The organism is Pseudomonas sp. FYR_5 (assembly GCF_043106315.1).
Lineage (GTDB): Bacteria > Pseudomonadota > Gammaproteobacteria > Pseudomonadales > Pseudomonadaceae > Aquipseudomonas > Aquipseudomonas putida_Y.
The window spans coordinates 1-24,441 of record NZ_JBICMK010000079.1 but is presented as its reverse complement, the minus strand read 5'-3'; the positions used below and the strand labels follow the sequence as shown (position 1 = coordinate 24,441).

At 62.0% G+C, this 24,441-nt stretch carries 26 protein-coding genes and 1 tRNA gene; 21 read left to right on the top strand and 6 right to left on the bottom strand.

Going from position 1 to position 24,441, the window contains the following annotated elements:
• Window positions 1–167 precede the first annotated feature (167 nt).
• From alaC to ACF8RA_RS13155, 9 genes are all read left to right on the top strand, one after another.
• A complete protein-coding gene (gene alaC, locus ACF8RA_RS13195; protein ID WP_021781745.1) occupies window positions 168–1,376 on the top strand; it encodes an alanine transaminase in 1,209 nt (402 codons plus the stop codon).
• Window positions 1,377–1,489: 113 nt separating this feature from the next.
• Complete coding sequence (locus tag ACF8RA_RS13190) at window positions 1,490–2,617, top strand: hypothetical protein (protein ID WP_176685512.1); 1,128 nt, start codon at window positions 1,490–1,492, stop codon at window positions 2,615–2,617.
• A 160-nt stretch (window positions 2,618–2,777) separates the two neighbouring features.
• Window positions 2,778–3,161 carry a YkgJ family cysteine cluster protein gene (locus tag ACF8RA_RS13185; RefSeq protein ID WP_016393961.1) on the top strand — a complete coding sequence of 128 codons (384 nt, stop codon included), beginning with the start codon at window positions 2,778–2,780 and terminating at the stop codon, window positions 3,159–3,161.
• Window positions 3,162–3,428: 267 nt separating this feature from the next.
• Window positions 3,429–3,992, top strand: coding sequence for a GNAT family N-acetyltransferase (locus tag ACF8RA_RS13180; RefSeq protein WP_176685513.1), 564 nt, complete (start codon window positions 3,429–3,431; stop codon window positions 3,990–3,992).
• A 56-nt stretch (window positions 3,993–4,048) separates the two neighbouring features.
• On the top strand, window positions 4,049–4,576 hold the full coding sequence (locus ACF8RA_RS13175) for a sigma-70 family RNA polymerase sigma factor (RefSeq protein ID WP_012051229.1): 528 nt from the start codon (window positions 4,049–4,051) through the stop codon (window positions 4,574–4,576).
• A complete protein-coding gene (locus ACF8RA_RS13170) occupies window positions 4,573–5,544 on the top strand; it encodes a FecR family protein (protein WP_392461264.1) in 972 nt (323 codons plus the stop codon). The genes ACF8RA_RS13175 and ACF8RA_RS13170 overlap by 4 nt, the downstream gene beginning before the upstream one ends.
• Window positions 5,545–5,620: 76 nt before the next feature.
• On the top strand, window positions 5,621–8,146 hold the full coding sequence (locus ACF8RA_RS13165) for a TonB-dependent siderophore receptor (protein ID WP_392519234.1): 2,526 nt from the start codon (window positions 5,621–5,623) through the stop codon (window positions 8,144–8,146).
• Window positions 8,147–8,213: 67 nt separating this feature from the next.
• Window positions 8,214–8,753, top strand: coding sequence for a hypothetical protein (locus ACF8RA_RS13160; protein WP_176685516.1), 540 nt, complete (start codon window positions 8,214–8,216; stop codon window positions 8,751–8,753).
• Window positions 8,754–8,773: 20 nt separating this feature from the next.
• Window positions 8,774–9,160, top strand: coding sequence for a lysozyme inhibitor LprI family protein (locus tag ACF8RA_RS13155; RefSeq protein WP_176685517.1), 387 nt, complete (start codon window positions 8,774–8,776; stop codon window positions 9,158–9,160).
• Between the two features lie 135 nt (window positions 9,161–9,295).
• Here ACF8RA_RS13155 and mnmH read toward each other — a convergent pair whose 3' ends face one another.
• Window positions 9,296–10,408, bottom strand: a complete 1,113-nt coding sequence (gene mnmH, locus ACF8RA_RS13150) for a tRNA 2-selenouridine(34) synthase MnmH (RefSeq protein ID WP_176685518.1) — start codon at window positions 10,406–10,408, stop codon at window positions 9,296–9,298.
• Window positions 10,408–11,442, bottom strand: a complete 1,035-nt coding sequence (selD, locus tag ACF8RA_RS13145; protein ID WP_392519233.1) for a selenide, water dikinase SelD — start codon at window positions 11,440–11,442, stop codon at window positions 10,408–10,410. Before selD ends, mnmH begins: the two co-directional genes overlap by 1 nt.
• 126 nt (window positions 11,443–11,568) lie before the next feature.
• Between selD and ACF8RA_RS13140 the strand changes: the two genes are divergently transcribed.
• From ACF8RA_RS13140 to phnE, 4 genes are read left to right on the top strand one after another with little or no spacing between them, the layout of a single operon-like run.
• On the top strand, window positions 11,569–12,423 hold the full coding sequence (locus ACF8RA_RS13140) for a putative selenate ABC transporter substrate-binding protein (RefSeq protein ID WP_176685520.1): 855 nt from the start codon (window positions 11,569–11,571) through the stop codon (window positions 12,421–12,423).
• Window positions 12,420–13,229: an ATP-binding cassette domain-containing protein gene (locus tag ACF8RA_RS13135; protein ID WP_176685521.1), complete on the top strand. Its 810-nt coding sequence runs from the start codon at window positions 12,420–12,422 to the stop codon at window positions 13,227–13,229. Before ACF8RA_RS13140 ends, ACF8RA_RS13135 begins: the two co-directional genes overlap by 4 nt.
• The gene (locus ACF8RA_RS13130) at window positions 13,223–14,050 is read left to right on the top strand and encodes an ABC transporter permease (protein ID WP_176685522.1); all 828 of its coding nucleotides are present in this window, start codon (window positions 13,223–13,225) and stop codon (window positions 14,048–14,050) included. Before ACF8RA_RS13135 ends, ACF8RA_RS13130 begins: the two co-directional genes overlap by 7 nt.
• A complete protein-coding gene (gene phnE, locus ACF8RA_RS13125) occupies window positions 14,047–14,814 on the top strand; it encodes a phosphonate ABC transporter, permease protein PhnE (RefSeq protein WP_176685523.1) in 768 nt (255 codons plus the stop codon). The genes ACF8RA_RS13130 and phnE overlap by 4 nt, the downstream gene beginning before the upstream one ends.
• A 37-nt stretch (window positions 14,815–14,851) precedes the next feature.
• Here phnE and ACF8RA_RS13120 read toward each other — a convergent pair whose 3' ends face one another.
• Entirely contained in the window at window positions 14,852–15,745 is an 894-nt protein-coding gene (locus ACF8RA_RS13120; protein WP_392519232.1) for a bestrophin family protein, read from the bottom strand.
• Between the two features lie 223 nt (window positions 15,746–15,968).
• Here ACF8RA_RS13120 and ACF8RA_RS13115 point away from each other — a divergent pair, with 223 nt between their 5' ends.
• Window positions 15,969–16,262 carry a type II toxin-antitoxin system RelE/ParE family toxin gene (locus ACF8RA_RS13115; RefSeq protein ID WP_176685538.1) on the top strand — a complete coding sequence of 98 codons (294 nt, stop codon included), beginning with the start codon at window positions 15,969–15,971 and terminating at the stop codon, window positions 16,260–16,262.
• Complete coding sequence (locus ACF8RA_RS13110) at window positions 16,259–16,555, top strand: addiction module antidote protein (protein WP_176685525.1); 297 nt, start codon at window positions 16,259–16,261, stop codon at window positions 16,553–16,555. The genes ACF8RA_RS13115 and ACF8RA_RS13110 overlap by 4 nt, the downstream gene beginning before the upstream one ends.
• A 10-nt stretch (window positions 16,556–16,565) precedes the next feature.
• On the opposite strand, the gene ACF8RA_RS13105 is transcribed toward ACF8RA_RS13110, so the two are convergent.
• From ACF8RA_RS13105 to ACF8RA_RS13095, 3 genes are all read right to left on the bottom strand, one after another.
• Complete coding sequence (locus tag ACF8RA_RS13105) at window positions 16,566–17,045, bottom strand: GNAT family N-acetyltransferase (RefSeq protein WP_176685526.1); 480 nt, start codon at window positions 17,043–17,045, stop codon at window positions 16,566–16,568.
• Window positions 17,046–17,215: 170 nt separating this feature from the next.
• The gene (locus ACF8RA_RS13100) at window positions 17,216–17,863 is read right to left on the bottom strand and encodes a trypsin-like peptidase domain-containing protein (RefSeq protein ID WP_176685539.1); all 648 of its coding nucleotides are present in this window, start codon (window positions 17,861–17,863) and stop codon (window positions 17,216–17,218) included.
• 262 nt (window positions 17,864–18,125) lie between these two features.
• A tRNA-Leu gene (locus tag ACF8RA_RS13095) sits at window positions 18,126–18,210 on the bottom strand.
• Between the two features lie 105 nt (window positions 18,211–18,315).
• On the opposite strand from ACF8RA_RS13095, the gene queA reads away from it, so the two are divergent.
• The 6 genes from queA (at window position 18,316) to ACF8RA_RS13065 (ending at window position 24,380) form a co-directional block, all read left to right on the top strand.
• Window positions 18,316–19,365, top strand: a complete 1,050-nt coding sequence (gene queA / locus ACF8RA_RS13090; protein ID WP_021781763.1) for a tRNA preQ1(34) S-adenosylmethionine ribosyltransferase-isomerase QueA — start codon at window positions 18,316–18,318, stop codon at window positions 19,363–19,365.
• Window positions 19,366–19,379: 14 nt separating this feature from the next.
• Window positions 19,380–20,495, top strand: a complete 1,116-nt coding sequence (gene tgt, locus ACF8RA_RS13085; protein ID WP_014589748.1) for a tRNA guanosine(34) transglycosylase Tgt — start codon at window positions 19,380–19,382, stop codon at window positions 20,493–20,495.
• A 42-nt stretch (window positions 20,496–20,537) separates the two neighbouring features.
• Complete coding sequence (gene yajC, locus ACF8RA_RS13080) at window positions 20,538–20,873, top strand: preprotein translocase subunit YajC (RefSeq protein WP_003248556.1); 336 nt, start codon at window positions 20,538–20,540, stop codon at window positions 20,871–20,873.
• Between the two features lie 63 nt (window positions 20,874–20,936).
• Window positions 20,937–22,799, top strand: coding sequence for a protein translocase subunit SecD (gene secD, locus ACF8RA_RS13075; RefSeq protein WP_209967932.1), 1,863 nt, complete (start codon window positions 20,937–20,939; stop codon window positions 22,797–22,799).
• Between the two features lie 10 nt (window positions 22,800–22,809).
• Window positions 22,810–23,718 (top strand): protein translocase subunit SecF, encoded by a 909-nt coding sequence (secF, locus tag ACF8RA_RS13070; protein ID WP_176685528.1) that lies wholly within the window; start codon window positions 22,810–22,812, stop codon window positions 23,716–23,718.
• A gap of 119 nt (window positions 23,719–23,837) precedes the next feature.
• The gene (locus ACF8RA_RS13065; protein ID WP_010952063.1) at window positions 23,838–24,380 is read left to right on the top strand and encodes a glycine zipper 2TM domain-containing protein; all 543 of its coding nucleotides are present in this window, start codon (window positions 23,838–23,840) and stop codon (window positions 24,378–24,380) included.
• The last annotated feature ends 61 nt before the right edge of the window (window positions 24,381–24,441 follow it).

Here is a 24,441-nt window from a genome sequence, read left to right as displayed (position 1 = left end):
GGAAAATATAAATCTCTGATTTTCAAACAATAGATCTGAAAAGTTCTAACAAAACAGGAAATTATCCTTTACACGGATCCTGTTTCGGCACTATCTTCTGATCCAGGCCGCCACATAGGCCAGCGTCGCTCGGACGGTTCCGGGCGCTTACGTAATCAGAGGAAGCCATGGCCAACCCAGGTTCGCCGCGCCGCTTTGCGCGCATCGATCGTCTCCCCCCCTACGTCTTCAACATCACCGCCGAGCTCAAGATGGCTGCCCGCCGTCGTGGCGAGGACATCATCGACCTGAGCATGGGCAACCCCGATGGCGCCACCCCGCCGCACATCGTCGAGAAGCTGGTACAGGTCGCCCAGCGTGAAGACACCCACGGCTACTCCACCTCTCGCGGCATCCCGCGCCTGCGCCGGGCCATCTCCAACTGGTACAAGGACCGCTACGAGGTCGACATCGACCCGGAAAGCGAAGCCATCGTTACCATCGGCTCGAAAGAGGGCCTGGCCCACCTGATGCTGGCCACCCTCGACCAGGGCGACACAGTGCTGGTGCCTAACCCCAGCTACCCGATCCACATCTACGGCGCAGTGATCGCCGGTGCCCAGGTGCGTTCGGTGCCGCTGGTACCGGGTGTGGACTTCTTCAACGAGCTTGAGCGGGCCATCCGCGAGTCCATCCCCAAGCCTAAGATGATGATCCTCGGCTTCCCGTCCAACCCCACCGCCCAGTGCGTGGAACTGGACTTCTTCGAGCGAGTGGTGGCCCTGGCCAAGCAGTACGACGTGCTGGTGGTGCATGACCTGGCCTATGCCGACATCGTCTACGATGGCTGGAAAGCCCCGTCGATCATGCAGGTCCCGGGGGCCAAGGACATTGCGGTGGAGTTCTTTACCCTGTCCAAGAGCTACAACATGGCCGGCTGGCGCATCGGCTTCATGGTCGGCAACCCTGAGCTGGTCAGCGCCCTGGCGCGGATCAAGAGCTACCACGACTACGGCACCTTCACCCCGCTACAGGTCGCGGCCATTGCCGCGCTGGAAGGCGACCAGCAGTGCGTCCGCGACATTGCCGAGCAGTATCGCCAGCGCCGCAACCTGCTGGTCAAAGGGCTGCACGAACTGGGCTGGATGGTCGAGAACCCCAAGGCGTCGATGTACGTGTGGGCGAAGATCCCGCCGGAGTATGCGCATCTGGGTTCGCTGGAGTTCTCCAAGAAGCTGCTGGCCGAGGCCAAGGTTTGTGTGTCGCCGGGGATCGGTTTTGGTGACTATGGGGACGACCATGTGCGCTTTGCTCTGATCGAGAACCAGGACCGTATTCGCCAGGCCATCCGCGGAATCCGGCAAATGTTCCGGGCTGACGGTTTGGCTCGCAAGTAAGCCCATTGGGGCTGCGAAGCAGCCCCATCTGCCTCTTGGGTGAGCTTTCCGCCTGCCTTCTGGTTACCCGTACGCCTACCTTCAGCACTCATTTCTCACCAAAGAGATCCCCCATGAGTGTCTTCACCGCCTACTTCTGCGGCACTGGCTCGCACCGTTTCGACGATGCCAATCCCAACTTCTGGAATGGCGAGCTGGTCTCGACCCTGGCCAGCAACGACCAGAGCCGGGAATTTGCCCACTGGATCGCCGTCGACGGCCCAGGCAGCGGCAACCTTCAGGATGACAACCTGTTCGTCGAACCCGGCGGCTACTTCAACTGGACCGGCCAGCTGTTTGGTCGCGGTTGGGAGGAGAACGTCAGCCATGTACTGCAGGTCATCAAGGGCGAAAGCAACTGGCGGCGCACCAAACTCAGTGAGCAAGAATACGAGCGGCTGAAAGCTGCCGGCGTGCCGATTCCGGATGTTGCTTCCTCCGCCTCATGGTTCTGGCGAACCTACGACTACGGCGATCGCCACCCAACCCCGCAGGAACTGCAGGAGCGCATCATCAGCATGTTCCGCAAACCGCGCCTGCCAACCCAGGTCAACCTGGTGGGCTGGAGCAGGGGAGGGATCAGTTGCCACATGCTGGCCAATGCCATGGCGCAAGACCCGGTATTGCGGGGCATACCGGTGAACATATTTGCCATCGACCCGGTGCCTGGGGTCGGTAACGTGCAAGCCGAGCGCGTAACGTTGGCGGATAACGTCAAAGAATACGTAGGCTTCTACTCGAGGGATGAGCGCTCCAAAGGTTTTGCCTGCGTGATCCCTTCGGTCGCCAAAGGGACGCGGATATGCGTTTATCCGATACCGGGCCGTCATGCCACGCTGGTAGGCAACGCCTCGGCTGATGGCGCAGGCGATGGCAAGGTGCTGGCCGAACCCGGGCTGGTCGTTCGCCACTTTGCCGAGGTTTGCCTGACCCGCTGGGGCGTGCAACTGGAGAAACGCTTGGCCTTGAGCAGCAGCCAGTTGATGAACTATCACCAGGTCATGGCGGCTGCCGACAGGCAGTACCAAGCGATGCGTAGTGAGTCCTACACGGTGCTCACCGAGGGCGATGAAAGCGATCGTCTGGTGCATTGTGGCGACGTGCAGACGCAGTTCAGCAAGGTGCAGGGAGGTGGCTACGAGCCGAGCGCAGGCCTTGGTTTGCAACGCTGGGATGCTGAAACTTATCAGCCCATCTGCTAACTGCAAGGGGGCGACCAGCGAAGGCATTGGTCGTCCTTGTTCAGCGGCCGGATCAGCGGTGATTTTTTTTTCATTCCCCCTCTATCCAGCGGCCCCCGCTTGGATTAAAAATGGCGCCGCGGGCCAGCCCCGATAACAACAACCTTCCCTCCGTGACATCATGTCTGAATATAACCCTTGCCTTGACTGCGGCGCCTGCTGCGGGTACTTCCGTGTGTCCTTCTTCTGGGGCGAATGCCAGTCTGCCGGGGGCCTTGTGCCGGACGACCTGGTGGTGCAGATCAACCCCACCCGCGTTGCCATGATCGGCACCGATGCCAAGCCTTGCCGCTGTGTCAGCCTTCAGGGCGAGATCGGAAAGGAAGTGGCCTGTACCATTTACGCCAACCGTTCCAGTCCTTGCCGCGAGTTCGAGGCGTCCTGGGAGGGTGGGGTTCATAACCCGAGCTGCGATGATGCGCGGGCGGCGTATGGGCTGCCACCGTTGACTCCGCCGGGGGCGAACGAGCCGCATTGGCCGGATGATGGGGCTGAGGTGGCGTGAAGTATCGATCGGCCTGACGCGGTCAATGTGGGGCCTTGTGTCGCGAAAGGGCTGCACAGTAGCCCCGGGGTTTCAGCGTCGATGCAAATAATGCCGGGGCCGCTTTGCGGCCCTTTCGCGACACAAGGCCGCTCCTACAGGTATCGTGCAAGGCTACTGGTCTGTGGTGAACCTGCCGACGACGGGCTGCAAAGCAGCCCCGAGATGCCTGAACCCAGCACATGACGTTAAACTGTCATCTCCCCAGCAATGGACAGGAGATCCGGTGTGACCCCACCCCGCAGTTTCCCCAGTGACCTCTGCCTCGACAGCCCGCGCCTGCAATTGCGCCCCATGCGCCATGCCGATGCCGCGCAGTGGCTGGCGATCATGGCCGATCCCGAGGTCATGCGCTATTGGCACCATGCACCCTGGCAGGACCTGGCCGAGGCCGAAAGCGCCCTGGCCGCCGACCGCGAAGCCTATGCCAATGGCGATCAGCTCAAGCTCGGCATGTACCGCCGCGACAACGGCGAACTGATCGGCATGGTCCAGCTGTTCAACATCGACGATATTTCCCGCCGTGGCGAAATCGGCTACTGCCTGGCCAGCGCCATGCAGGGCAGGGGCTACATGGACGAAGCACTGACCTGCTTCATCGACTACCTCGCCCACACCCTGCACATGCGTCGCCTGGAAGGCGAAATCGATCCGCGCAACCAAGGCTCGGCACGCACCCTTGAGCGCCAGGGCTTCGTGCTGGAGGGCACGTTGCGAGCGCGCTGGTGCGTGGCAGGTGAGCTGTCCGACTCTGGCATCTACGGCTTGTTGCTCGAACCACCTGTTGCATAGGCTTACGGCGAATAGCTACTATTCGGGAACAATTCTCACTTGTGTCCCGGTGCCCCATGCCCGTAGCCGACTCACCGAGCCCGTACCCGCTTGAACAGCTTTACAGTGAGCACCATGGCTGGCTATTTAGCTGGCTACGTCGCAAGCTGCGCTGCTCGCACAGCGCAGCCGACCTCGCCCAGGACACCTTCGTGCGCATCCTGGCCTCGCGTGATGCCTTGCTGGGCATGCGCGAGCCACGCGCCTACCTCAGTACCACTGCACGCCGCCTGTTGATCGACCGGGTGCGTCGACAGCAAATCGAAGAGGCCTATCTCAGCGAACTTGCCTTGGCTGCCGAGGCGCTGGAGGGGCACCAGTCTCCCGAAAGCATCCTCATCACCCTCGAAGCGCTGGAGCAGATCGCTTTCCTGCTGGAAGGCCTGCACGTGAATGCCCGCGAGGCTTTCGTCGGTTACTACCTGGACGACCTGACCCAGCCGCAGATTGCCAAACGCCTGCAGATTTCCCCACGCATGGTGCGCAAGTACCTGGCCCAGGCCCTGATCCATTGCCACCGCACGCTGGACATTGCTGAACCGTGAACCCCTCGCGTATCGAACAGGAAGCTGCCGAATGGGCCCTGTGCCTGGGCGAGGGCGAGCTGGATGCCGACGAGGCGCGTGAGTTCGACGCCTGGCTGCAGGCCGACCCACGCCACGGCGCCACCTTGCGCCGCATGCAAGGGGTGATCAGCCAGGTGCAGGCACTGCGCGAGCAACGCGGCCCGGTGGGTGCCGGGCTGCGCGCCGGCGTACGGGTTTCGACTCCAGGCTCGGGCGCACGGCACACTTTGCTCGGTGTGGCCCTGGCAATCTCCTTGCTGGGCGCACTGAGCCTTTCCGGTGGTACGCCGCGCGACTGGCTGGCCGACTTGCATACCGCGCCGGCCGAGTGGCGCAGCCAAACCCTGGAAGATGGCTCGCAGCTGACCTTGGCGGGCAACTCTGCCGTGGATGTGGAGTTCAGCACTGGCCAGCGGCGCATCCGCCTGCTGCATGGACAGGTGCTGGTGGATGTCAGCCATGACCCGACGCGACCATTCGTGATACAGACCGACGAAGGCAGTTTCAAGGCCCTGGGTACGCGTTTCGTGGTCAGCCAAGGCCGTGCCCGCAGCGAACTGACCATGCTTGAGTCCCGGGTCGAGGCGCGCAGTGCCGTGTCCGGCGATCAGTTGGTCGTCGGCCAGGGCGAGCGGGCATGGGTGGCGCGTGACGGGCTTGGTCCGTTGCCGGCCATCGACCCGACGCGGGTCGATCGGGCTTGGCAGCATCACCAGTTGGTGGCCGACGGCGTACCGCTCGACCAGGTGCTCGATGCCCTGGCCGAGCAACGCCGTGGCGTGCTGCGCTTCGACCGCCAGGCAATGCGGGCGATCAAGGTGTCGGCGGTACTGCCTCTGGATGACAGCGAGCGGGCCCTGCGCCTGCTGGCCGAGGCACTGCCGATTCGTATCGGCGGCGTTGGCCGCTGGTGGACCACGGTCGAGCCCGTCTCACAAGAAAATTGACCCAGGTGGTTCCGCTTCTGCGCAGTGGCCCGTCAGACAAGAGGCCAACCGATCAAGAACAAGGAGCCGATCCACCATGCGCCGATTCCCTGGCCACCCCGTCCTCAGCCCGCTAGCCCTGGCCTTGCGCCTTTCCTGTGCCGGTTTGGCCCTAGCCGTTGCGGCCCTGCCGGCCGTCGCCGAGGAGGCCGCCCGCCGTAGCTTCGAAGTGCCCGCCGGCAACCTGGCCCAGGCGCTTGGTAGCTATGCCCAGCAAGCCGCCGTGTCGCTGGCCTTCACCCCCGAAGCACTGGCCGGCCTGCAAAGCAAAGGCCTGCATGGCCTGTATTCGGTGGACAGCGGTTTTGCCGTGCTGCTGGCCGGCAGTGGTTACCGGGTAGAGCGTAGCGATAACGGCTACCGGCTGGTGGCCGAGCCGCAAGCGGCGGTGAGCAGTGACGCGATGGAACTCGGCGTGACCACAGTAACCGGGCAGGGCATGGGCCAGAGTACCGAGAACACCGGCTCCTACGCGCCGGGCCTGATCAGCGTTGGCTCCAAGACCCCGACCAGCCTGCGCCAGACGCCGCAATCGGTGTCGACCGTGACTCGCCAGCTGATTGAAGACCAGCAACTGACCGACATCAACCAGGCGATGAAAGTGACGCCGGGCATCGTCACCCAGAGCACCACCTTCCGCACCCAGGACTTCCTCTCGCGTGGTTTCAGCATCCAGAACCTGCAGATCGACGGCGCTGCACCGCAGGCGCTGGGCACTGCCATGGGTTCGTTCTATTCGTCGAACATCTTCGAACTGGCCGAGTTCGACCACATCGAGGTGCTGCGCGGTACTGCTGCGTTGTATGGTGGCTCGGGTGACCCGGGTGGCATCATCAACATGGTGCGCAAGCGGCCAACTTCTTTTAACCAGCTGAAGCTGACCCTGTCGGCCGGTAGCTGGGACAACTATCGCCAGGAGTTCGACCTGTCCGGCCCGCTGGGCTGGGATGGCCGCCTGCGCGGTCGCCTGGTGATGTCCAACACCGATCGCCAGTATTTCACCGACAACCGCGCCACCGAGCGGCCGTTGGTGTATGGCGTGCTGGAGGCGGACGTTACGGACGACACCATGCTCACCTTCGGTGCTCGCTACAACAAGTCCCACGAAACCGGCAGCAACAGCGCGGTGCCGCGCTACAGCAATGGTGCTGACCTGAACCTGCCACGGCATACCGGCCTGACCAAGAATTGGGCCTACCTCGACGCCACCGCACGCGAGTACTTCGCCAAGGTGGACCACCGATTCAACGACGACTGGAAGCTCAACCTCAGCTACACCAACACTTGGGACCTTGGGCTGTTCAAGACGGCGACCACCCTGAATGCAGTAGACCCGGTGACCAATACCGGGGCGACCTGGTACGGCACCTCGACCCGCCAGGAGAACGAGCAGCACCTGTATGACGGTAACGTCTCTGGCCACTTCCAGGCCTTTGGTCTGGACCATGAAGTGGTCTTCGGTGCCGACTACCAGAAGATCGACAGCCGGTGGCTGGGCACTGCGCCTTATGCCGCATCGGGCGCGCCGGCCAACGTGTTCGACCCCGACAGCTCGGCGTTCGACGACCCCGGCAACGGGCGTGACTACAAGCGCGACTACAGCCCCAACTCGCAACGTCAGTACGGCCTGTACGGCAGCCTGCGTTTGCAGCTGGCCGAACCCCTGCACCTGATTGTCGGGGCGCGTGCACAGCGATTCCACTTTTGGCAGACCTACACCAACAACCTGACCTCGCCAGCAAGTATCTCCAGCCCGGAGCAGCGTATAGGCACCAAGGTCACCCCGTTCGGTGGCCTGGTCTACGACCTTGACGATCAATGGTCGACATACGTCAGCTATTCGGAAATCTACAAACCGCAGTCCAGCCGAATCAGCGGCCCTGCGCAAAGCGGTTCGCCGCTTGAGCCCATGACCGGCAAAACCTACGAAACCGGCCTCAAGGGTGAGTTGTTCAACGGCGCACTCAACGCCAGCGTGGCGCTGTACTACAGCACCCGCGAAAACGAAGCGGTGCAAGACCCGAACTTCCTGGCCACCAGCGCCGGCTTCTCGGGCAGCTGCTGCTATGTGTCCAACGGTAAGGTGGTGAGCAAGGGCATCGACATGGAGCTGTCTGGCGAGCTGCTGCCGGACTGGATGCTGGTGGGGGGCTACACCTTCAACCTGAACCGCAACCGCAGCGCCGATGCACCGCTGAGCACGGTGATGCCAAAGCACCTGTTCAAGCTGTACAGCACCTACCGGCTGCCGGGTATCCTCAGCGACTTCAAGGTCGGCGGCGGCGTGCAGGTGCAAAGCGCCACGTACATGAGCGGTACAGTGAATCGCTACGACAGCAGCGGCGCGCTGGTTGAGCGAAACGTACCGTTCGACTTCGACCAGAGCGGCTATGCGATCTGGAACGCATTGGTCGAATACCGTGTCGATGATCACTGGAACGTCACGCTCAACGGCAACAACCTGTTCGACAAGAAGTACTACGAAACCGTGGGTACTTCGACCTATGGCAACTACTATGGTGAGCCACGCAACTTCATGGTGACCCTGCGCGGCACCTATTGAGGGTTTGGAAGCGGGGCAGGGCCTGGGTTAAGGTCGTAGGCTGTCCCGTTTCTCTCAGGAATCCCCTTTGCCCGTTTTCTACCTGAGTATCAGCCTGCTGCTGTATCTGCTCGCCCTGTTCTTCGATGGTGCGCTGATGGGCGGCGAGCGTCACATGCCGGCCCTGCAGATGCTGCTGTACGGGCCATGGGGTATGCCATTCGGCTTGTACCAATGGTTCGCCAACCCACTGCTGGCCCTGGCCATCCTCGCCCATCGGCGGTTTCGCCGGCTGGCCTTGCTGGCCGGGCTTGGCGCGGCGTATCTGGCTGCCAGCAGTTTTGGCATCGACCGCTTGCCGGATAACCGCAGCTACGAGTTTCATGACCTTACCGGCTTTGGTGCAGGCTTCTACCTGTGGCTGGCGGCGATGGTGGTGTTTTGCCTTGGGCAAGCCTGGTTTTGCTGGAGGGCGCGAAGGGCTGATGACGTGCCAGGCTGGAACTGGCTTGATGTCGCCTTGATTGCGGCCCTGGGGGTAACGTTGTATGCAGCGACGCAAATGCCATCGCTGCGCTTCGAGCCAGGCAAGGTGTTGATGCCCCCGGAGCAGCCGCAGACGCTTTGAAACCCACAAGGAGGGTTAGCATGATCAAGCATTACCTGGCCGGCCTGGCACTGGCCTGCGTGCTACCGGTAGCGATGGCGGACGATTACACGGCGGCCTACGGGCAGTGCATGGACAAGGCCTCCAGCACCGTGGCCATGAACGCGTGCATCGGGGCCGAAACGCAAGTGCAGGACCAGCGGTTGAACCGGGTGTACAAGCAGTTGATGGGCAAGCTGGATGCCGGGCAGCAGAAGAGCCTGCGGGATGTGCAGCGCAAGTGGCTGGCCTACCGTGATGGCAATTGCCAGTTCCATGTACAGGCCAGTGGCGGGACCCTGGCGCAGTTGGAAGGTGGCACCTGCATGATGGACATGACCCGCGCCCGCGCGGCGGAGCTGGAGCGGGTGCTTAGCCCTGGGCAGTAGCGCCTGTTCGGGCATGATTGGCCCACATTTGCAGGCGCGGGTTTAGCCGCGAACACCGGCTTTGCCGGTGTCATGCACCGCGTTGCCGTCTTCGCGGGTAAACCCGCTCCTACAGGGGACTGCAAGGTGCTGGTTCTATTTGCGCGGTTGGCGCAGCGCCCGGGCCTTGAGGTACTCGCGTACTTCCACGGCATCCCCGGCAAACTCGATGCGCTCGGCCTTGGCTGCGCGCTGGTAGGCATACATCGGGTCGTAGTACTCGTTCAGCAAGCCTTCGATCCAGCCCCGGTGCAGGTCTACCGCGCCGCTGCGCCGCTGCTCTTGCAAGGCTTCGCGCAGCATCTCGGACAAGCGCTGATGGCGCTCTCCACCTAAACGCTTGTAGATATTGGCCATGCTCTGCAGCATGCGCTCGGCAAACAACCGGGGACCGTCTTCCTCGCCATGCACGGCCTTGAACTCGGCGCTCAGGTTGACCACGTAGTCGCGCAGGATGCGCTCCACGCGGTTGGTGAAGCTGTCTTCAAGCCACACCAGGGGGTAATGCTGCATGCCTTGGTACAACTCCAGTGGCACCGTGCAACTGCCGACAATGCGGCCTTCATCTTCCAGCACGAACTGCTCGATACCGCGGTCGCGCTTTTTCAGCACGTCGATTGCCAGCTGGTTTTCAAAGTCGATCTGCGCCGGTTGCGCCGTGGCGCGCTTGCCGAAACTGGAGCCGCGATGGTTGGCGTGGCCTTCAAGGTCGAGCACGTTGTCCAGTTGGTGCAGGACATCGGTCTTGCCGGTACCGGTCAGGCCACCGACCAGTACGAAATCACATTGCTCCACCGCTTGCTGGGTGGTCTCCAGCAGGAAGGTACGCATGGCCTTGTAGCCGCCTTTGACACGCGGGTACTGAATACCCGCCTCATCGCGCAGCCAGCCCTGCACGATCTGCGAACGCAGGCCGCCACGGAAACAGTACAGGTAACCCTCAGGGTGGGTTTTGGCAAACGCCGCCCAGGCCTCCAGACGGGCCTGTTTGGTGGCGCCACTGACCAACTGGTGGCCCAGGGCGATGGCGGCGGCCTGGCCCTGTTGCTTGTAGCAGGTGCCGACCTTCTGCCGCTCCTGGTCGTTCATCAGCGGCAGGTTTACCACGCCAGGGAAGGCGCCTTTAGCGAATTCGACGGGGGCGCGCATGTCCATCATCGGCACGTCGTCGAGGAACAGCTGACGGAAGTCGGTGCAGTCGGGGCGCATCAGATCACCTCGACCGCATGGCTCTGTCGCTCGACCAGCTTGCCGATCGGGGACAGTTTCAGGCCCAGTTCGGCAGCCACGGTGAGGAACTCGGCTTCACCCTCCGGGGCAACAGCTACCAGCAAGCCACCGCTGGTTTGCGGGTCGCACAGCAGATGCTTCTGGTCGTCGCTGAGGGTGCCGATCTTGTGTCCGTAGCTGTCGTAGTTGCGCAGGGTTCCACCGGGGATGCAGCCCTCGGCCAGGTAATGGTCGACGCTAGGCAGGCGTGGCACGGCGGCATAGTCCAGATGCGCGGTCAGGCCGCTGCCTTCGGCCAGCTCGACCAGGTGGCCAAGCAGGCCGAAGCCGGTGACGTCGGTCATGGCCTTGACCCCGTTCAGCTTGCCGAAGCGGCTGCCGGGCGTGTTGAGGGTGCACATCCAGTCGCGGGCCAGGCCCTGGTCCTGCGCGCGCAGCTTGGCCTTTTTCTCGGCAGTGGTGAGGATGCCGATGCCCAGGGGCTTGGTCAGGTACAGCTGGCAGCCTGCGCTGGCGGTGTCGTTGCGTTTGAGATGACGTTTATTGACCACGCCGGTGACGGCCAGGCCAAAGATTGGCTCGGGCGCGTCGATCGAGTGGCCGCCGGCCAGCGGGATACCGGCTTCGGCGCATACCGCACGGCCGCCGCGGATGACTTCGCGGGCGACTTCCGGTGGCAGCACGTTGACCGGCCAGCCAAGGATGGCGATGGCCATCAACGGGGCGCCGCCCATGGCATAGATGTCGCTGATGGCGTTGGTGGCGGCAATGCGGCCGAAGTCGTAAGGATCATCGACGATCGGCATGAAGAAGTCGGTGGTCGAAACCACGCCGCGCTCGTCGTCCAGCGCGTACACTGCTGCATCGTCGCGTGAGGCATTGCCGACCCACAGTTTCGGGTCCAGGGCCTGGGTGCCGCTTTCGGCGAGGATCACGTCCAGCACCTTGGGGGATATCTTGCAACCACAGCCGGCGCCATGGCTGTACTGGGTCAGGCGAATCGGCTCGCTCATATGCACCTCTGCAGGTCAAATTGTTGCGCGATTGTAGCAAAGCTGGCCTTTGGGCCCTTGCCTCTTATAATTCCCGGTGCCGGCAAATGTGTCGGCACTTCCCCGCTATTGAACCGGAGAACACCCATGCTCAAACGCCCCTTGGCGCTCGCCGCCGGCCTCGTGCTGTCTTGCTGTGCTGTTGTCGTTCAGGCCGCCGAAATCCTGCGGGTCAGCGCCATCCCCGACGAAGCGCCGACCGAACTGCAGCGCAAGTTCAAGCCTTTGGGTGAGTACCTGGCCAAGCAACTGGGCATGGAGGTGAAGTTCGTACCCGTGGCCGACTACCCGGCGGTGGTCGAGTCGCTGGCCGCAGACCGCCTCGACCTGGCCTGGCTGGGGGGCTTCACGTTCGTTCAGGTGCACCTGAAGGACCCGACCGCCACGCCACTGGTACAGCGTGAGCAGGACGCACAGTTCACGTCCAAGTTCATCACCGCCAACCCCGACGTGAAAAGCCTGAGCGATCTGAAGGGCAAGTCGTTTGCCTTCGGTTCCATTTCGTCTACTTCGGGCAGCCTGATGCCGCGTTACTTCATGCTCAAGCAGGACAATATCAAGCCTGAAGATTACTTCAGTCGCGTGGCCTATTCCGGCGCCCACGATGCCACCGTGGCCTGGGTGCAGGCTGGCAAGGTCGAGGGTGGCGTGCTGAACGCCAGCGTGTGGCAGAAGCTGGTGGATGCCGGCAAGGTCGATACCACCAAGGTGAAGGTGTTCGCCACCACCCCGACCTACTTCGACTACAACTGGACCGTGCGCGGCAACATGGACCCGGCGTTGAAACAGAAAATCAAGAAAGCCTTCCTGGACCTTGACCCGACCAATCCGGAGCACAAGGCCATCCTTGACCTGCAGGCCGCCAGCCGTTTCATCGAGACCAAGCCTGAGAACTACAAGGGCACCGAACAAGCTGCACGCGAGGCCGGCCTGCTCAAGTGACAGCTTCGAATGTGGCAATCCATCTGCACGGTGCCAGCCTGCGCCATGGCCAGGTACGCGCGCTTGATGCGGTGAGCCTGCGTATCGCGCAGGGCGAGCGTGTGGCCATCATCGGGCCGTCGGGAGCGGGCAAGTCCAGCTTGCTGCACCTGATGGCCACGGCCGTTCAGCCCAGCAGTGGGCGCCTTGAGTTGCTTGGCGAGCAGCCTTGGGCACTGTCGGCAAGGGCACGCCAGCGCCTGCGCGCGAGGGTTGGCCTGGTGCATCAGTCGCCGCCTTTGCCACCGCGTCAGCGGGTGGTGACCGCAGTGCTGGCGGGTCGTCTGGGGCAGTGGGGTACGCTGCGCAGTTTGCTCAACCTGCTGTGTCCCAGCGATGTGCCGGGGGCGCGCGAGGCGTTGGCCGAACTGGGCCTGGCCGACAAGCTGTTCGTGCAGTGTGGGCAGTTGTCCGGTGGCCAGTTGCAGCGGGTGGGCATTGCTCGGGCGTTGTACCAGCGGCCGCAGGTGCTGCTGACCGACGAACCGGTATCGGCCATGGACCCGGTGTTGGCTGACCACAGCCTCGCCTTGCTCAATCGCCATGCCCAAGCCACTGGCGTGACGTTGGTGGCGAGCCTGCACGCTGTAGAGCTGGCGCTGGCGCATTTTCCGCGGGTGATTGGTATTCGGGAAGGGCAGGTTGTGTTCGACTGCCCGGCCGAAGTGGTCACCGAGCAACTGCTGGACGCGCTATATGCCAACGAACAACTGGCTCCGCCGCCCACCCAGGGGCCGGCCCTGACCGTGCAGATTCCGCGATGCTGAAGGCCGACGCCCGCGACCCGGCCCTGCTGCCGCGGTTGCTGCTGGCCCTGTTGGCGGTGGCAATACTGTGGCCGGCTATCCAGTCAAGCGAACTGAACCCTGGGGTGCTGCTGCAGGCGGACAACCGTCAGCAGATTGCCAGCTTCACCAGCGCCTTCTGGCCGCCGGCACATGATGCCGATTTTCTTGCTCTATTGTATGAGGCCACCTTGCAGACCCTCGCCGTGGCGACTGCCGGCATGGCGCTGGCGTTGTTGTTGGCGATCCCGGCTGGCTTGCTGGCCAGCCGTGCCTTGTCCTTGCGTGCTGCTTCACGCGGCGGGCGGGCCGGGTTGTGGTCGCGACTGTTGCGCCTGCCGGTGCGCGGGCTGCTGATTTTCCTGCGTAGCGTGCCGGAGATCGTCTGGGCGTTGCTGTTCGTGCGCGCCGTGGGGCTGGGGCCGACGGCGGGCGTACTGGCTATCGCCATCACCTACAGTGGCATGCTCGGCAAGGTTTACGCCGAAATCTTCGAGTCGGTCGACCAGCGCCCGGCGCATGCCTTGTTGCAGGCGGGCAGTGGCCGGCTGGCGGCGTTTTTCTACGGCATCCTGCCCAATGCCGCCAGCGAAGTGGTGTCGTACACCGTATACCGCTGGGAGTGCGCGGTGCGGGCTTCGGTGGTGATGGGCTTCGTCGGTGCTGGCGGGCTTGGCCAGCAGATCGACCTGTCGATGCGCATGTTTGCGGGTGCGCAAGTGGCAAGCATGCTGTTGACGTTCCTGCTGCTGGTGATCCTGGCCGACCTGCTCAGCCGCCTGCTGCGCTGGAGGCTGGCATGAACCGGGTAATCAACCTGCTGCTGCTGGGCTCCCTCGCGGTAGCGGTGGCGGCCTCGTTCGCATACCTGGAACTGGACTTGCACGCACTGGTCGGCAATGGCGGGCTGGGGCAGATGGGCGAGTACGCCGGGCGCTTCTTGCAGCCGGATCTGTCTACCGGCCACCTCAAGGCAGTGTGGCGCGGGGCGTTGGAAACCCTGGCCATGTCTGGCATGGGCACCTTGTTGGCAATGGTATTGGGAATGTTGCTGGCACTGCCGGCGGCGGGCCGCTTCGGTTGGCCGTTGCAAGGGGCGGCGCGTCTGCTGCTGAATGCCTTGCGTGCCATTCCTGAACTGGTGTGGGCAGCGCTGACTGTGCTGGCGGCCGGGCTCGGGCCGAATGCCGGTACCCTGGCTTTGGCGTTGCACACCGCTGGCGTGCTGGGGCGGCTGTTTGCCGAGGCGCTTGAGAACGCCCCGCCCGAGCCGGCGGCGGCGATCCGTTTGCAGGGGGGCAGCCAGGTGGCGGCGTTCTGCTTTGGCACCCTGCCCAACCTGTGGCCGCAGTTACTGGCCTACAGCTTGTACCGCTGGGAGAACAACATCCGCATGGCCAGCGTGCTCGGGTTCGTCGGGGCGGGTGGGTTGGGGCAGATGCTGTACACCACCTTGAGCCTGTTCCAGGAGGCCCAGGCCAGCACGGTGATCATCGGTATGTTGGTGTTGGTGTTGTTCGTGGATCTGTTGAGTGATGTATTGCGTCAGCGTTATGTACGGGCCTGATGGGTAGGCGGGGTTGCAAGGCATCCCCAAAAATCTCTCAGACGCTTACGGCCTCGGCACACTGCGCCTCCCGCTGCATCGACTCCAGGTTGCGCTCGATCGTCTCGCAGATGGTATCCATCTGGATCTGATGCTCGCTGAACCTGAACGGGCTCTGCAAATCCGTGCCGATGCGCTCGATAGCCAGCAACATGAACCCTACCACCGTCGACGCCAGCGGCGTGAACCAGCCCAGCGACTCCACTAGCCCCACCGGCACGATCAGGCAGAACAGCGTGATGAACAGCCGTGGGAAATACACATAGGGGTAGGGCAGCGGCGTATTGGCAATCCGCTCCATGCCACCCTGGGCGTTAGACAGGTCTACCAGCGTCGACTCCAGTCGCGCCAGGCGAATGCTGTCCAGCCGCCCGGCCTGGTACTCCCGCGCGAGCAAGGCCGCAGAGCCACTGAGGATGTCATTGGCGAAATTGTTCGAGCGGTTGCGCCGTTCGAACTCCGCCGGGGGGATGAAGGCCATCAGTTCCTCCGGGCAGCTTTCGCCTTTCAAGTGCGCCGCCAGGCAGTTCACATAGGCGATATGCCGGCGCAGCAGGGTGGCCTTGACCGGGTTCAGGCCGTCATCCGGGTCATCGATCAGCGTCAGCGTCTGCCGGGCGAAGCTGCGCGAACTGTTCACCAGCGCCCCCCACAGGGTGCGAGCCTCCCACCAGCGGTTGTAGGCGCTGCTGTTGCGAAAACTCACCAGCACCACCAGGGCTGAGCCCAGCAAGGTCAGCGGGATCAGTGGCAGGGTGAACTTGCTGTTCAAGAACAGCATGAAATCGATGGTGACCAGCACATCCCAGATCAGCAGCCAGAACAGCGACCAGCCGATATAGCCGATGGTCTTCACCACCAGGCGGTACTTGCGGGCGATGACGTCTTTCACGCGGGGGCACCTCGAAACGCGGGGGATGCAGGATGGGACGCCGAGGCTCGTCGAAGGTTCGAGGGTTGAATGTTGCAAGGGATTTTGTAGTTGAAACGAAGGGGAAAATCCGACCAGCCTATCAGATGTGCCTGAATTCCTGATTCAGCTCAAAAACGACAGATTGGGCCGCTTCAATCCTTGAATGGGTGTATCCATAAGGATACGATTGGGTGACCTCTTGATGTTTCTCGTTGAACAGACGGAAAGCTTTGCCGCTTGGCTATCGAGCTTGAGAGATTTGAGGGCCAGGCTGGCGATAGGTCGTAGGCTGGAGCGAGCAGCGGCGGGCAATCTTGGTGACTTCAAGTGGCTTGGAGGCGGTATTGGTGAGCTTCGCATCGACATAGCTGCCGGTTATCGCGTCTATTTCACGCAAAAGGGGCAGAGGTTGGTTTTACTGCTGGTCGGCGGCGACAAGTCCACCCAGGCCGCCGACATCCTCAAAGCCAGAAAGCTGCTGAAGGAGATGAAATGAGCGAAAAATTGATCCCGTTTGATATGGCAGCCTTGTTGAGCAGCGATGAGGCAATCAGTGAATACCTTAGCCAGGTGCTATCAGATGGCGATACCGAGGAAATCATTCGAGCACTTGGCCATATCGCTCGTGCACGGGGCATGACACATATTGCTACGGAGAGTGGGCTGGGTAGAGAAAGCCTGTACAAGGCGCTGAGCCCTGGCGCGAAGCCTCGTTTTGACACTGTATTGAGGGTCATTCGTGCTCTGGGGGTGGACCTTCTCGTTCAGCCGCATGTAATGACCCGCTGATCCAGCTCGGTTAAGCCAGTATTTGCTTCATCTGCACCAACGCTACCCGCGTGCCGTCCCACGCCTGCCGCTCCTCTATGCCGAACGGTGTGAAGCCCAGCTGTGGATAAAGCAGCAGGCCGGCGGTGTTGTGATTGAAGCATGACACCCAAACCTCCCGGGCGCTGTACTGCTGGCGGGCGAGGTCGATCATGGCCGTTACCAGATAACGCGCTACACCAAGGCCGCGGGCGCTGGGGGCCACCACTACGTTGCCCAGGGCACATAGGCCGCCATGTTCGGCTTTGTAGAAATTGGCGAAGGCCAGGACAGCGCCGTTACCTTCCACTACCGTGGAGCCGCTGCGTTGGGCTATGGCGTCGCTCAGCTGGTTGGGGGTGAGGGGGTAGGTGGCTTTGGGGAACATGTAGAACAGTTCGTCCGGGCTCTGCGGGAAGCTGCAGATAACGGGGATGTCTTCTGGCCGGATGGGGCGGTGGGTCAGGTGCATGGCAGGTCCTTCTCGCGTTGGTTGGCAGGGCCTCTCCGCGGGTAAACCCGCTCCCTCAGGTACTGCACAAGGCTCAAATCCTGTGCAGGCCCTGTGGGAGCGGGTTTACCCGCGAAGAGGCCATCAGCCTCACATCATAGGCCGCTTTCCATCCAACACCGCGTCCCGATTCACGGCTTGGCGGCCACCGCCACGTAGCCTTTGACCGCAGCCGGCGCCCTCGGCTTGGCCTTGTGCGCCAACAGGTACTGATAGCGCCGCCATTCCTTGTCGATCTCGTTGAATGACATGAATACGCTGATGCGATCCTTACCGGCCAGGTCCGGGCGCTTGCCGGCGTCGATCTCGCTGGTGGGAATGATGGCGACGTTGATGCCTACCACCTTGCCGTCATCGGCAAACACAGGCCCACCCGACATGCCCTTGGTGATCGGGCCGTCATGTACTGAGTAGAAGACACTGCCAGGCGTACCTTCAAGCCGTACCAGCGACGACAGGGCATGGCCCTTGCCCTGCATCGGCATCATGAAACTGTTGAAGCCCACCGCCGTCACGGCTTCCCCAGGCACGTACTGGCGCCAGTGCGGCACGCTGCTGGCTTTGTGCTTGAAGAACACTACGTCACCGAGGCCCTCGTGGACCACGTTGCGCAGGAAGGGGGTGTGTTTGGCGGTTACAGCGTAATCCTCGTTCCACTGGATGGCGCTGGCCATCAGCAACATGGGCAGCGGGGCACCTGAGGTAACCACGAACGCCTGGCTGTAGACGGGATCTGAAACGTACGACGTTGGCACTCCATTGCACCCACTGAGCAGCATCATTGCCGCCATGCAGGGCGCGATTGTTTTCATGGGACACACATTGCGTGGAGAAAGGGGGGGCGCCACTATGGCGAAGTGCCATTACTCTAACAATACTTTCGGAATATATCTGACGAATGACAGCTTAAGTGCTAGTGCAAGGCGCGGCCAATAGAATGCAGGTATGGGGGGAGGCGTGGGAGTCAGGGGGGCGGCGTCAATGACGGGCGTGAATCGCAGGCACAAAAAAACCGACCGTAAGGTCGGTTTTTTCCGGATTTGGTGCCCCGAGGGAGACTCGAACTCCCACTCCTTTCGAAAACGGATTTTGAATCCGCCGCGTCTACCAATTCCGCCATCAGGGCGTGGCGCGCAGTATAAAGAGGTGCCGCTGGTCGGTCAATCGGCTTTCATGGTCAATTTTCACACATTGGGCTAAACTTCCCGGCCCTGCCGAACCGAACATCATCATGCGCGTCGCCGATTTTTCCTTCGAACTCCCTGATTCCCTGATCGCCCGCCACCCGTTGGCCGAGCGCCATGGCAGCCGTCTGCTGGTGCTCGATGGGCCTACCGGCGCGCTGGCGCACCGGCAATTCCCCGACTTGCTCGACTATCTGCGCCCCGGCGACTTGATGGTGTTCAACAACACCCGGGTGATCCCGGCGCGGTTGTTTGGCCAGAAAGCCTCCGGCGGCAAGCTGGAGGTACTGGTCGAACGCGTGCTCGACAGCCACCGGGTGCTGGCCCATGTGCGCGCCAGCAAGGCGCCCAAGGTAGGCGCGGTCATCCTCATCGATGGCGGTGGCGAGGCCGAAATGGTCGCGCGTCATGACACGCTGTTCGAGCTTCGCTTCACCGAAGAGGTGCTGCCGTTGCTCGACCGTGTCGGCCATATGCCGTTGCCGCCCTATATCGACCGCCCGGACGAGGGCGCCGACCGTGAGCGCTACCAGACCGTGTACGCCCAGCGCGCCGGTGCGGTCGCCGCGCCTACTGCGGGCCTGCACTTTGACGAGGCGCTGCTGGAAAAGATCGCAGCCAAGGGTGTCGAACGCGCCTTCGTCACCCTGCATGTGGGCGCCGGCACCTTCCAGCCGGTGCGGGTCGACAAGATCGAAGACCACCACATGCATAAAGAGTGGCTCGAAGTGGGCCAGGACGTGGTCGATGCCATCGAGGCCTGCCGGGCCCGTGGTGGTCGGGTGATCGCGGTTGGCACCACCAGTGTGCGTTCGCTGGAAAGCGCCGCGCGTGATGGCGTGCTCAAGGCCTTCAGTGGCGACACCGACATCTTCATCTACCCGGGCCGCCCGTTCCATGTGGTCGATGCCCTGGTCACCAACTTCCATCTGCCGGAGTCCACGCTGCTGATGCTGGTCTCGGCTTTCGCCGGCTACCCCGAGACCATGGCTGCCTATGCAGCGGCGGTCGAGCACGGGTACCGCTTCTTCAGTTACGGTGATGCCATGTTCATCACCCGCAATCCGGCGCCACGCGGGCCCGAGGATCAAGCATGAGTCGCACCTGTCGAATGTCCTTCGAACTGCTGGCCACCGACGGCAAGGCCCGTCGTGGTCGCATCACCTTCCCACGTGGCACCGTGGAAACCCCGGCATTCATGCCGGTGGGTACCTATGGCACGGTCAAGGGCATGCTGCCACGCGATATCGAGGCCATCGGCGCCGAGATGATCCTTGGCAACACCTTCCACCTGTGGCTGCGTCCGGGCACCGAGGTGATCAAGAAGCACAACGGTCTGCACGATTTCATGCAGTGGAAAGGCCCGATCCTCACCGACTCCGGTGGTTTCCAGGTGTTCAGCCTGGGTGCCATGCGCAAGATCAAGGAAGAGGGCGTGACCTTCGCCTCGCCAGTCGATGGCTCGAAGGTGTTCATGGGCCCGGAAGAGTCGATGCAGGTGCAGCGTGACCTGGGCTCGGACGTGGTAATGATCTTCGACGAGTGCACCCCGTACCCGGCCGAGCACGATGTGGCACGCACTTCCATGGAGCTGTCGCTGCGCTGGGCCCAGCGCTCGAAGAACGCCCACGCCGACAACACCGCCGCGCTGTTCGGCATTGTCCAGGGTGGCATGTACCAGGACCTGCGCATGCGCTCGCTGGAAGGCCTGGAGAATATCGGTTTCGATGGCCTGGCCATCGGCGGCCTGTCGGTGGGCGAGCCCAAGCACGAAATGATCAAGGTGCTGGATTACCTGCCGGGCCAGATGCCTGCTGACAAACCTCGTTACCTTATGGGGGTAGGCAAACCGGAAGATCTCGTTGAGGGTGTGCGCCGCGGCGTCGACATGTTCGACTGCGTGATGCCGACGCGTAACGCGCGCAACGGTCATCTGTTCGTCGATACAGGGGTGATCAAGATCCGCAACGCGTTCCATCGTCACGATGAATCGCCGCTGGACCCGACCTGTGACTGCTATACCTGCACCAACTTCTCGCGCGCCTATCTCCATCATCTGGACAAATGCGGCGAAATGCTGAGCAGCATGCTGAATACCATCCACAACTTGCGCCATTATCAGCGCTTGATGGCCGGTTTACGCGAGGCTATTCAACAGGGTAAATTGGCCGCCTTTGTCGACGCCTTCTACGCCAAGCGCGGGCTTCCTGTACCGCCCTTGGACTGACTGTCCGCATCCATTATTAGAAAATTACATTAGGAGTGCCCAATGAGCTTCTTCATCCCCGCCGCATACGCGGACGCTGCAGCACCTGCCGCTGGCCCAGCCGGTACCGGCTTCGAGTGGATTTTCCTGGTCGGTTTCCTGGTCATCTTCTACCTGATGATCTGGCGCCCGCAGGCCAAACGCGCGAAAGAGCAGAAGAACCTGCTGAGCAACTTGCAGAAAGGTGACGAAGTTGTCACCAACGGCGGCATCGCCGGCAAGATCGTCAAGGTTTCCGATGATTTCGTGGTGCTGGAAGTATCCGACACTGTCGAACTGAAGTTCCAGAAGGGTGCCATTGCTGCGACCCTGCCAAAAGGTACGCTCAAGGCTATCTGAGTTACCGGTTTTATTTTCCAGTCGGGGCGCGCAACGCGCCCCGCGTCTTGAACGGGCGGCGTGATGCTGAACAAATATCCTCTGTGGAAATATGCACTGATCGTGCTGGTACTGGTGGTCGGTTTCATTTATTCCGCTCCCAACCTCTACCCGGATGACCCGGCGGTACAGATCAGCGGTGCCAGTTCGGCGCTGCAGGTGAATCAGGCCGACCTCGATCGCGTCAGCAAGGCGCTGGTCGATGCCAAGATCGCTGTAAAGGGCGCAAGTCTGGGTGAAAAGGGTAGCGGGCTGATCCGCCTGACCAATCAGGAAGACCAGCTGCCAGCCAAGGATGTAGTGCGCAAGGCACTGGGCGATGATTACGTCGTGGCCCTGAACCTGGCTCAGACTACCCCGCAATGGCTGCGCAACCTGGGCGCAAGCCCGATGAAGCTGGGCCTGGACCTGTCCGGTGGTGTGCACTTCCTGCTGGAAGTGGACATGGACAAGGCCATGACTGCCCGCATGAAAGTCTACGAAGGCGAGGTCAAGACCTTGCTGCGCAAAGAGCGCATCCGCTACCGCAGCCTGCCTCAGCAGGATGGCGGCATCATGCTGGGCTTCGCTGACGATACTGCCCGCGAACAGGCACGTGCCCTGATCCGCAAGAATTTCAATGATTTCGACCTGACCACCACCGAGCGCAACGAGCTTGCGGTGCTGCGTCTGGCGCTGACCCAGGCGAAAGTCGCCGAGATCCGCGAATACTCGATCAAGCAGAACCTCACCACCGTGCGCAACCGCGTGAACGAACTGGGTGTGGCCGAGCCGCTGGTACAGCGCCAGGGCGCCAACCGTATCGTGGTCGAACTGCCAGGTGTGCAGGACACTGCCGAAGCCAAGCGTATCCTTGGTAAAACGGCCAACCTTGAGTTCCGCTTCGGTGCCGAGCCGGGCGCGTCCAAGGCCACCACCGAGGTGTTCGAGTTCCGTGAAGGCGGCCGCTCCGCTGCCGTCGAGCGTGGCCTGATCATCACCGGTGACCAGGTTACCGACGCCCAGGCCAGTTTTGACGAGCATGGTAGCCCGCAGGTGAACATCCGCCTGGATGGTCACGGTGGCGAGCTGATGAGTCGTGCTACCCGTAGCAACGTCGGCCGTAGCATGGCGGTGATCTTCATCGAGCAGAAGCCGGTGACCCGCTACGTCAAGCAGACTGTCGGTGGCGTCGAGAAGGACGTTGCCGTACAAAGTTTTGTGGAAGAGAAGAAAATCATCAGCCTGGCGACCATCCAGTCGCCACTGGGCAGCCAGTTCCGCATCACCGGCCTGAACGGTCAGGGCGAATCGTCGGAGCTGGCACTGCTGCTGCGTGCCGGTGGCCTGGCCGCCCCGATGTACTTCGCTGAAGAGCGTACCATTGGCCCAAGCCTGGGTGCCGACAACATCACCAAGGGTATCGACGCCTCGCTGTGGGGCATGTTGTTTGTCTCTCTGTTCATCATTGCCATCTACCGCGCCTTCGGCGTGCTGGCCACCATCGCCCTGGCGGGCAACATGGTGCTGCTGCTGGCGTTGATGTCGCTGCTGGGGGCGACCCTGACCCTGCCGGGCATCGCTGGCATCGTATTGACCATGGGTATGGCGGTGGACGCCAACGTGCTGATCTTCTCGCGTATTCGCGAAGAGATCGCTGCTGGCATGTCGGTGCAGCGCGCCATTCACGAAGGCTTCAATCGCGCCTACTCGGCAATCGTCGACGCCAACCTGACCACTCTGTTGGTCGGCGGCATCCTGTTCGCCATGGGTACCGGCCCGGTCAAAGGCTTTGCTGTCACCATGTCCCTCGGGATTTTCACCTCGATGTTCACTGCCATCATGGTGACCCGTGCATTGGTCAACCTGACCTGTGGCGGGCGTGACATCAAGAAGCTGTGGGTTTGAGGGAGCTGCGATGAAAACCATCAATTTCATGGGTGTGCGCAAAGTCGCGTTCGCCGTCACCGTGCTCCTCACCGTGCTGGCGCTGTTCAGTTGGTGGCAAAAGGGCCTGAACCTCGGGCTGGACTTCACCGGGGGCACGCTGATCGAGTTGACCTACGAACGCCCGGCCGACGTCAAGGCTGTGCGTGCCGAGCTGGTCAATTCCGGCTTCCACGAAGCCGTGGTTCAGAGCTTCGGTGCTACCACCGACCTGTTGGTACGCATGCCGGGCGACGACCCGATGCTGGGTAACAAGGTGGCCGAAGCCTTGCAAAAGGTTGGCGGCGACAACCCGGCCAAGGTCAAGCGTGTCGAGTTCGTCGGCCCGCAAGTGGGTGAAGAGCTGCGTGACCAGGGCGGCTTGGGCATGCTTCTGGCCCTGGGCGGCATCCTCATCTACCTGGCGTTCCGCTTCCAGTGGAAGTTCGCCGTGGGGGCGATCGTTTCGCTGATCCACGACGTGGTGGTAACGCTGGGTATCCTGTCGTTCTTCCAGATCACCTTTGACCTGACGGTGCTGGCGGCGGTACTGGCGATCATCGGTTACTCGCTGAACGACACCATTGTCGTGTTCGACCGGGTGCGCGAGAACTTCCGCGTGATGCGCAAGGCCTCGTTGATCGAGAACATCAACATTTCCACCACCCAGACCCTGCTGCGTACCGTCGCCACTTCGGTTTCGACCCTATTGGCCATCGCCTCGTTGCTGTTCTTCGGGGGTGACAACCTGTTCGGGTTCTCACTGGCACTGTTCATTGGTGTCATGGCCGGTACTTACTCGTCGATCTATATCGCCAACGTGGTACTGATCTGGCTGAACCTGAGCAGCGAAGATCTCATTCCGCCGGTCAAGGCCGAGGGTGTGGACGATCGTCCGTAAGTTCTTCGCTGCGCCGCCTGGCGGTGAAAAGGCGCGAGTGTTGAACTCGCGCCTTTTTTTTTGCTCCAAGGCTGGGAGAAGCGCGGGTTCATGCCCGCTGGTACGATCAGGAGGTTCACGTGAATAAATCAATGCTGGTGGGTGCGGTGCTGGGTGCTGTCGGTGTAACTGCCGGAGGTGCTGTGGCGACCTACAGCTTGGTGAACAAAGGCCCTGAAGTCGCCCAGGTGACTGACGTGCAGCCGATCAAGCAGCAGGTGAAAACCCCGCGTGAAGTTTGCAAGGACGTGACTGTGACGCGGCAGGCGCCGGTCAAGGATCAACACCAGATTGCCGGTACCGTAGTCGGTGCGTTGGCAGGTGGTCTGTTGGGTAACCAGATTGGTGGCGGTACCGGCAAGAAGATTGCCACGGTGGCCGGTGCGGTCGGTGGTGGTTATGCGGGTAACAAGGTGCAGGAAGGCATGCAGGAGCGTGATACCTACACAACCACGCAAACCCGCTGCAACACGGTCAACGACATCAGCGAGAAGGTAGTGGGCTACAACGTGACCTATTCCATCGGTGATCAGGTAGGCAAGGTGAAGATGGATCGCGAACCGGGGTCGACCATTCCGTTGGACAAGAATGGCAAGTTGATCCTGAGCGAGGCTGGGCAGTAATTTGCGTTGTCTGTACGGGCCTCTTCGCGGGTAAACCCGCTCCTACAGGGGCATGCGATCC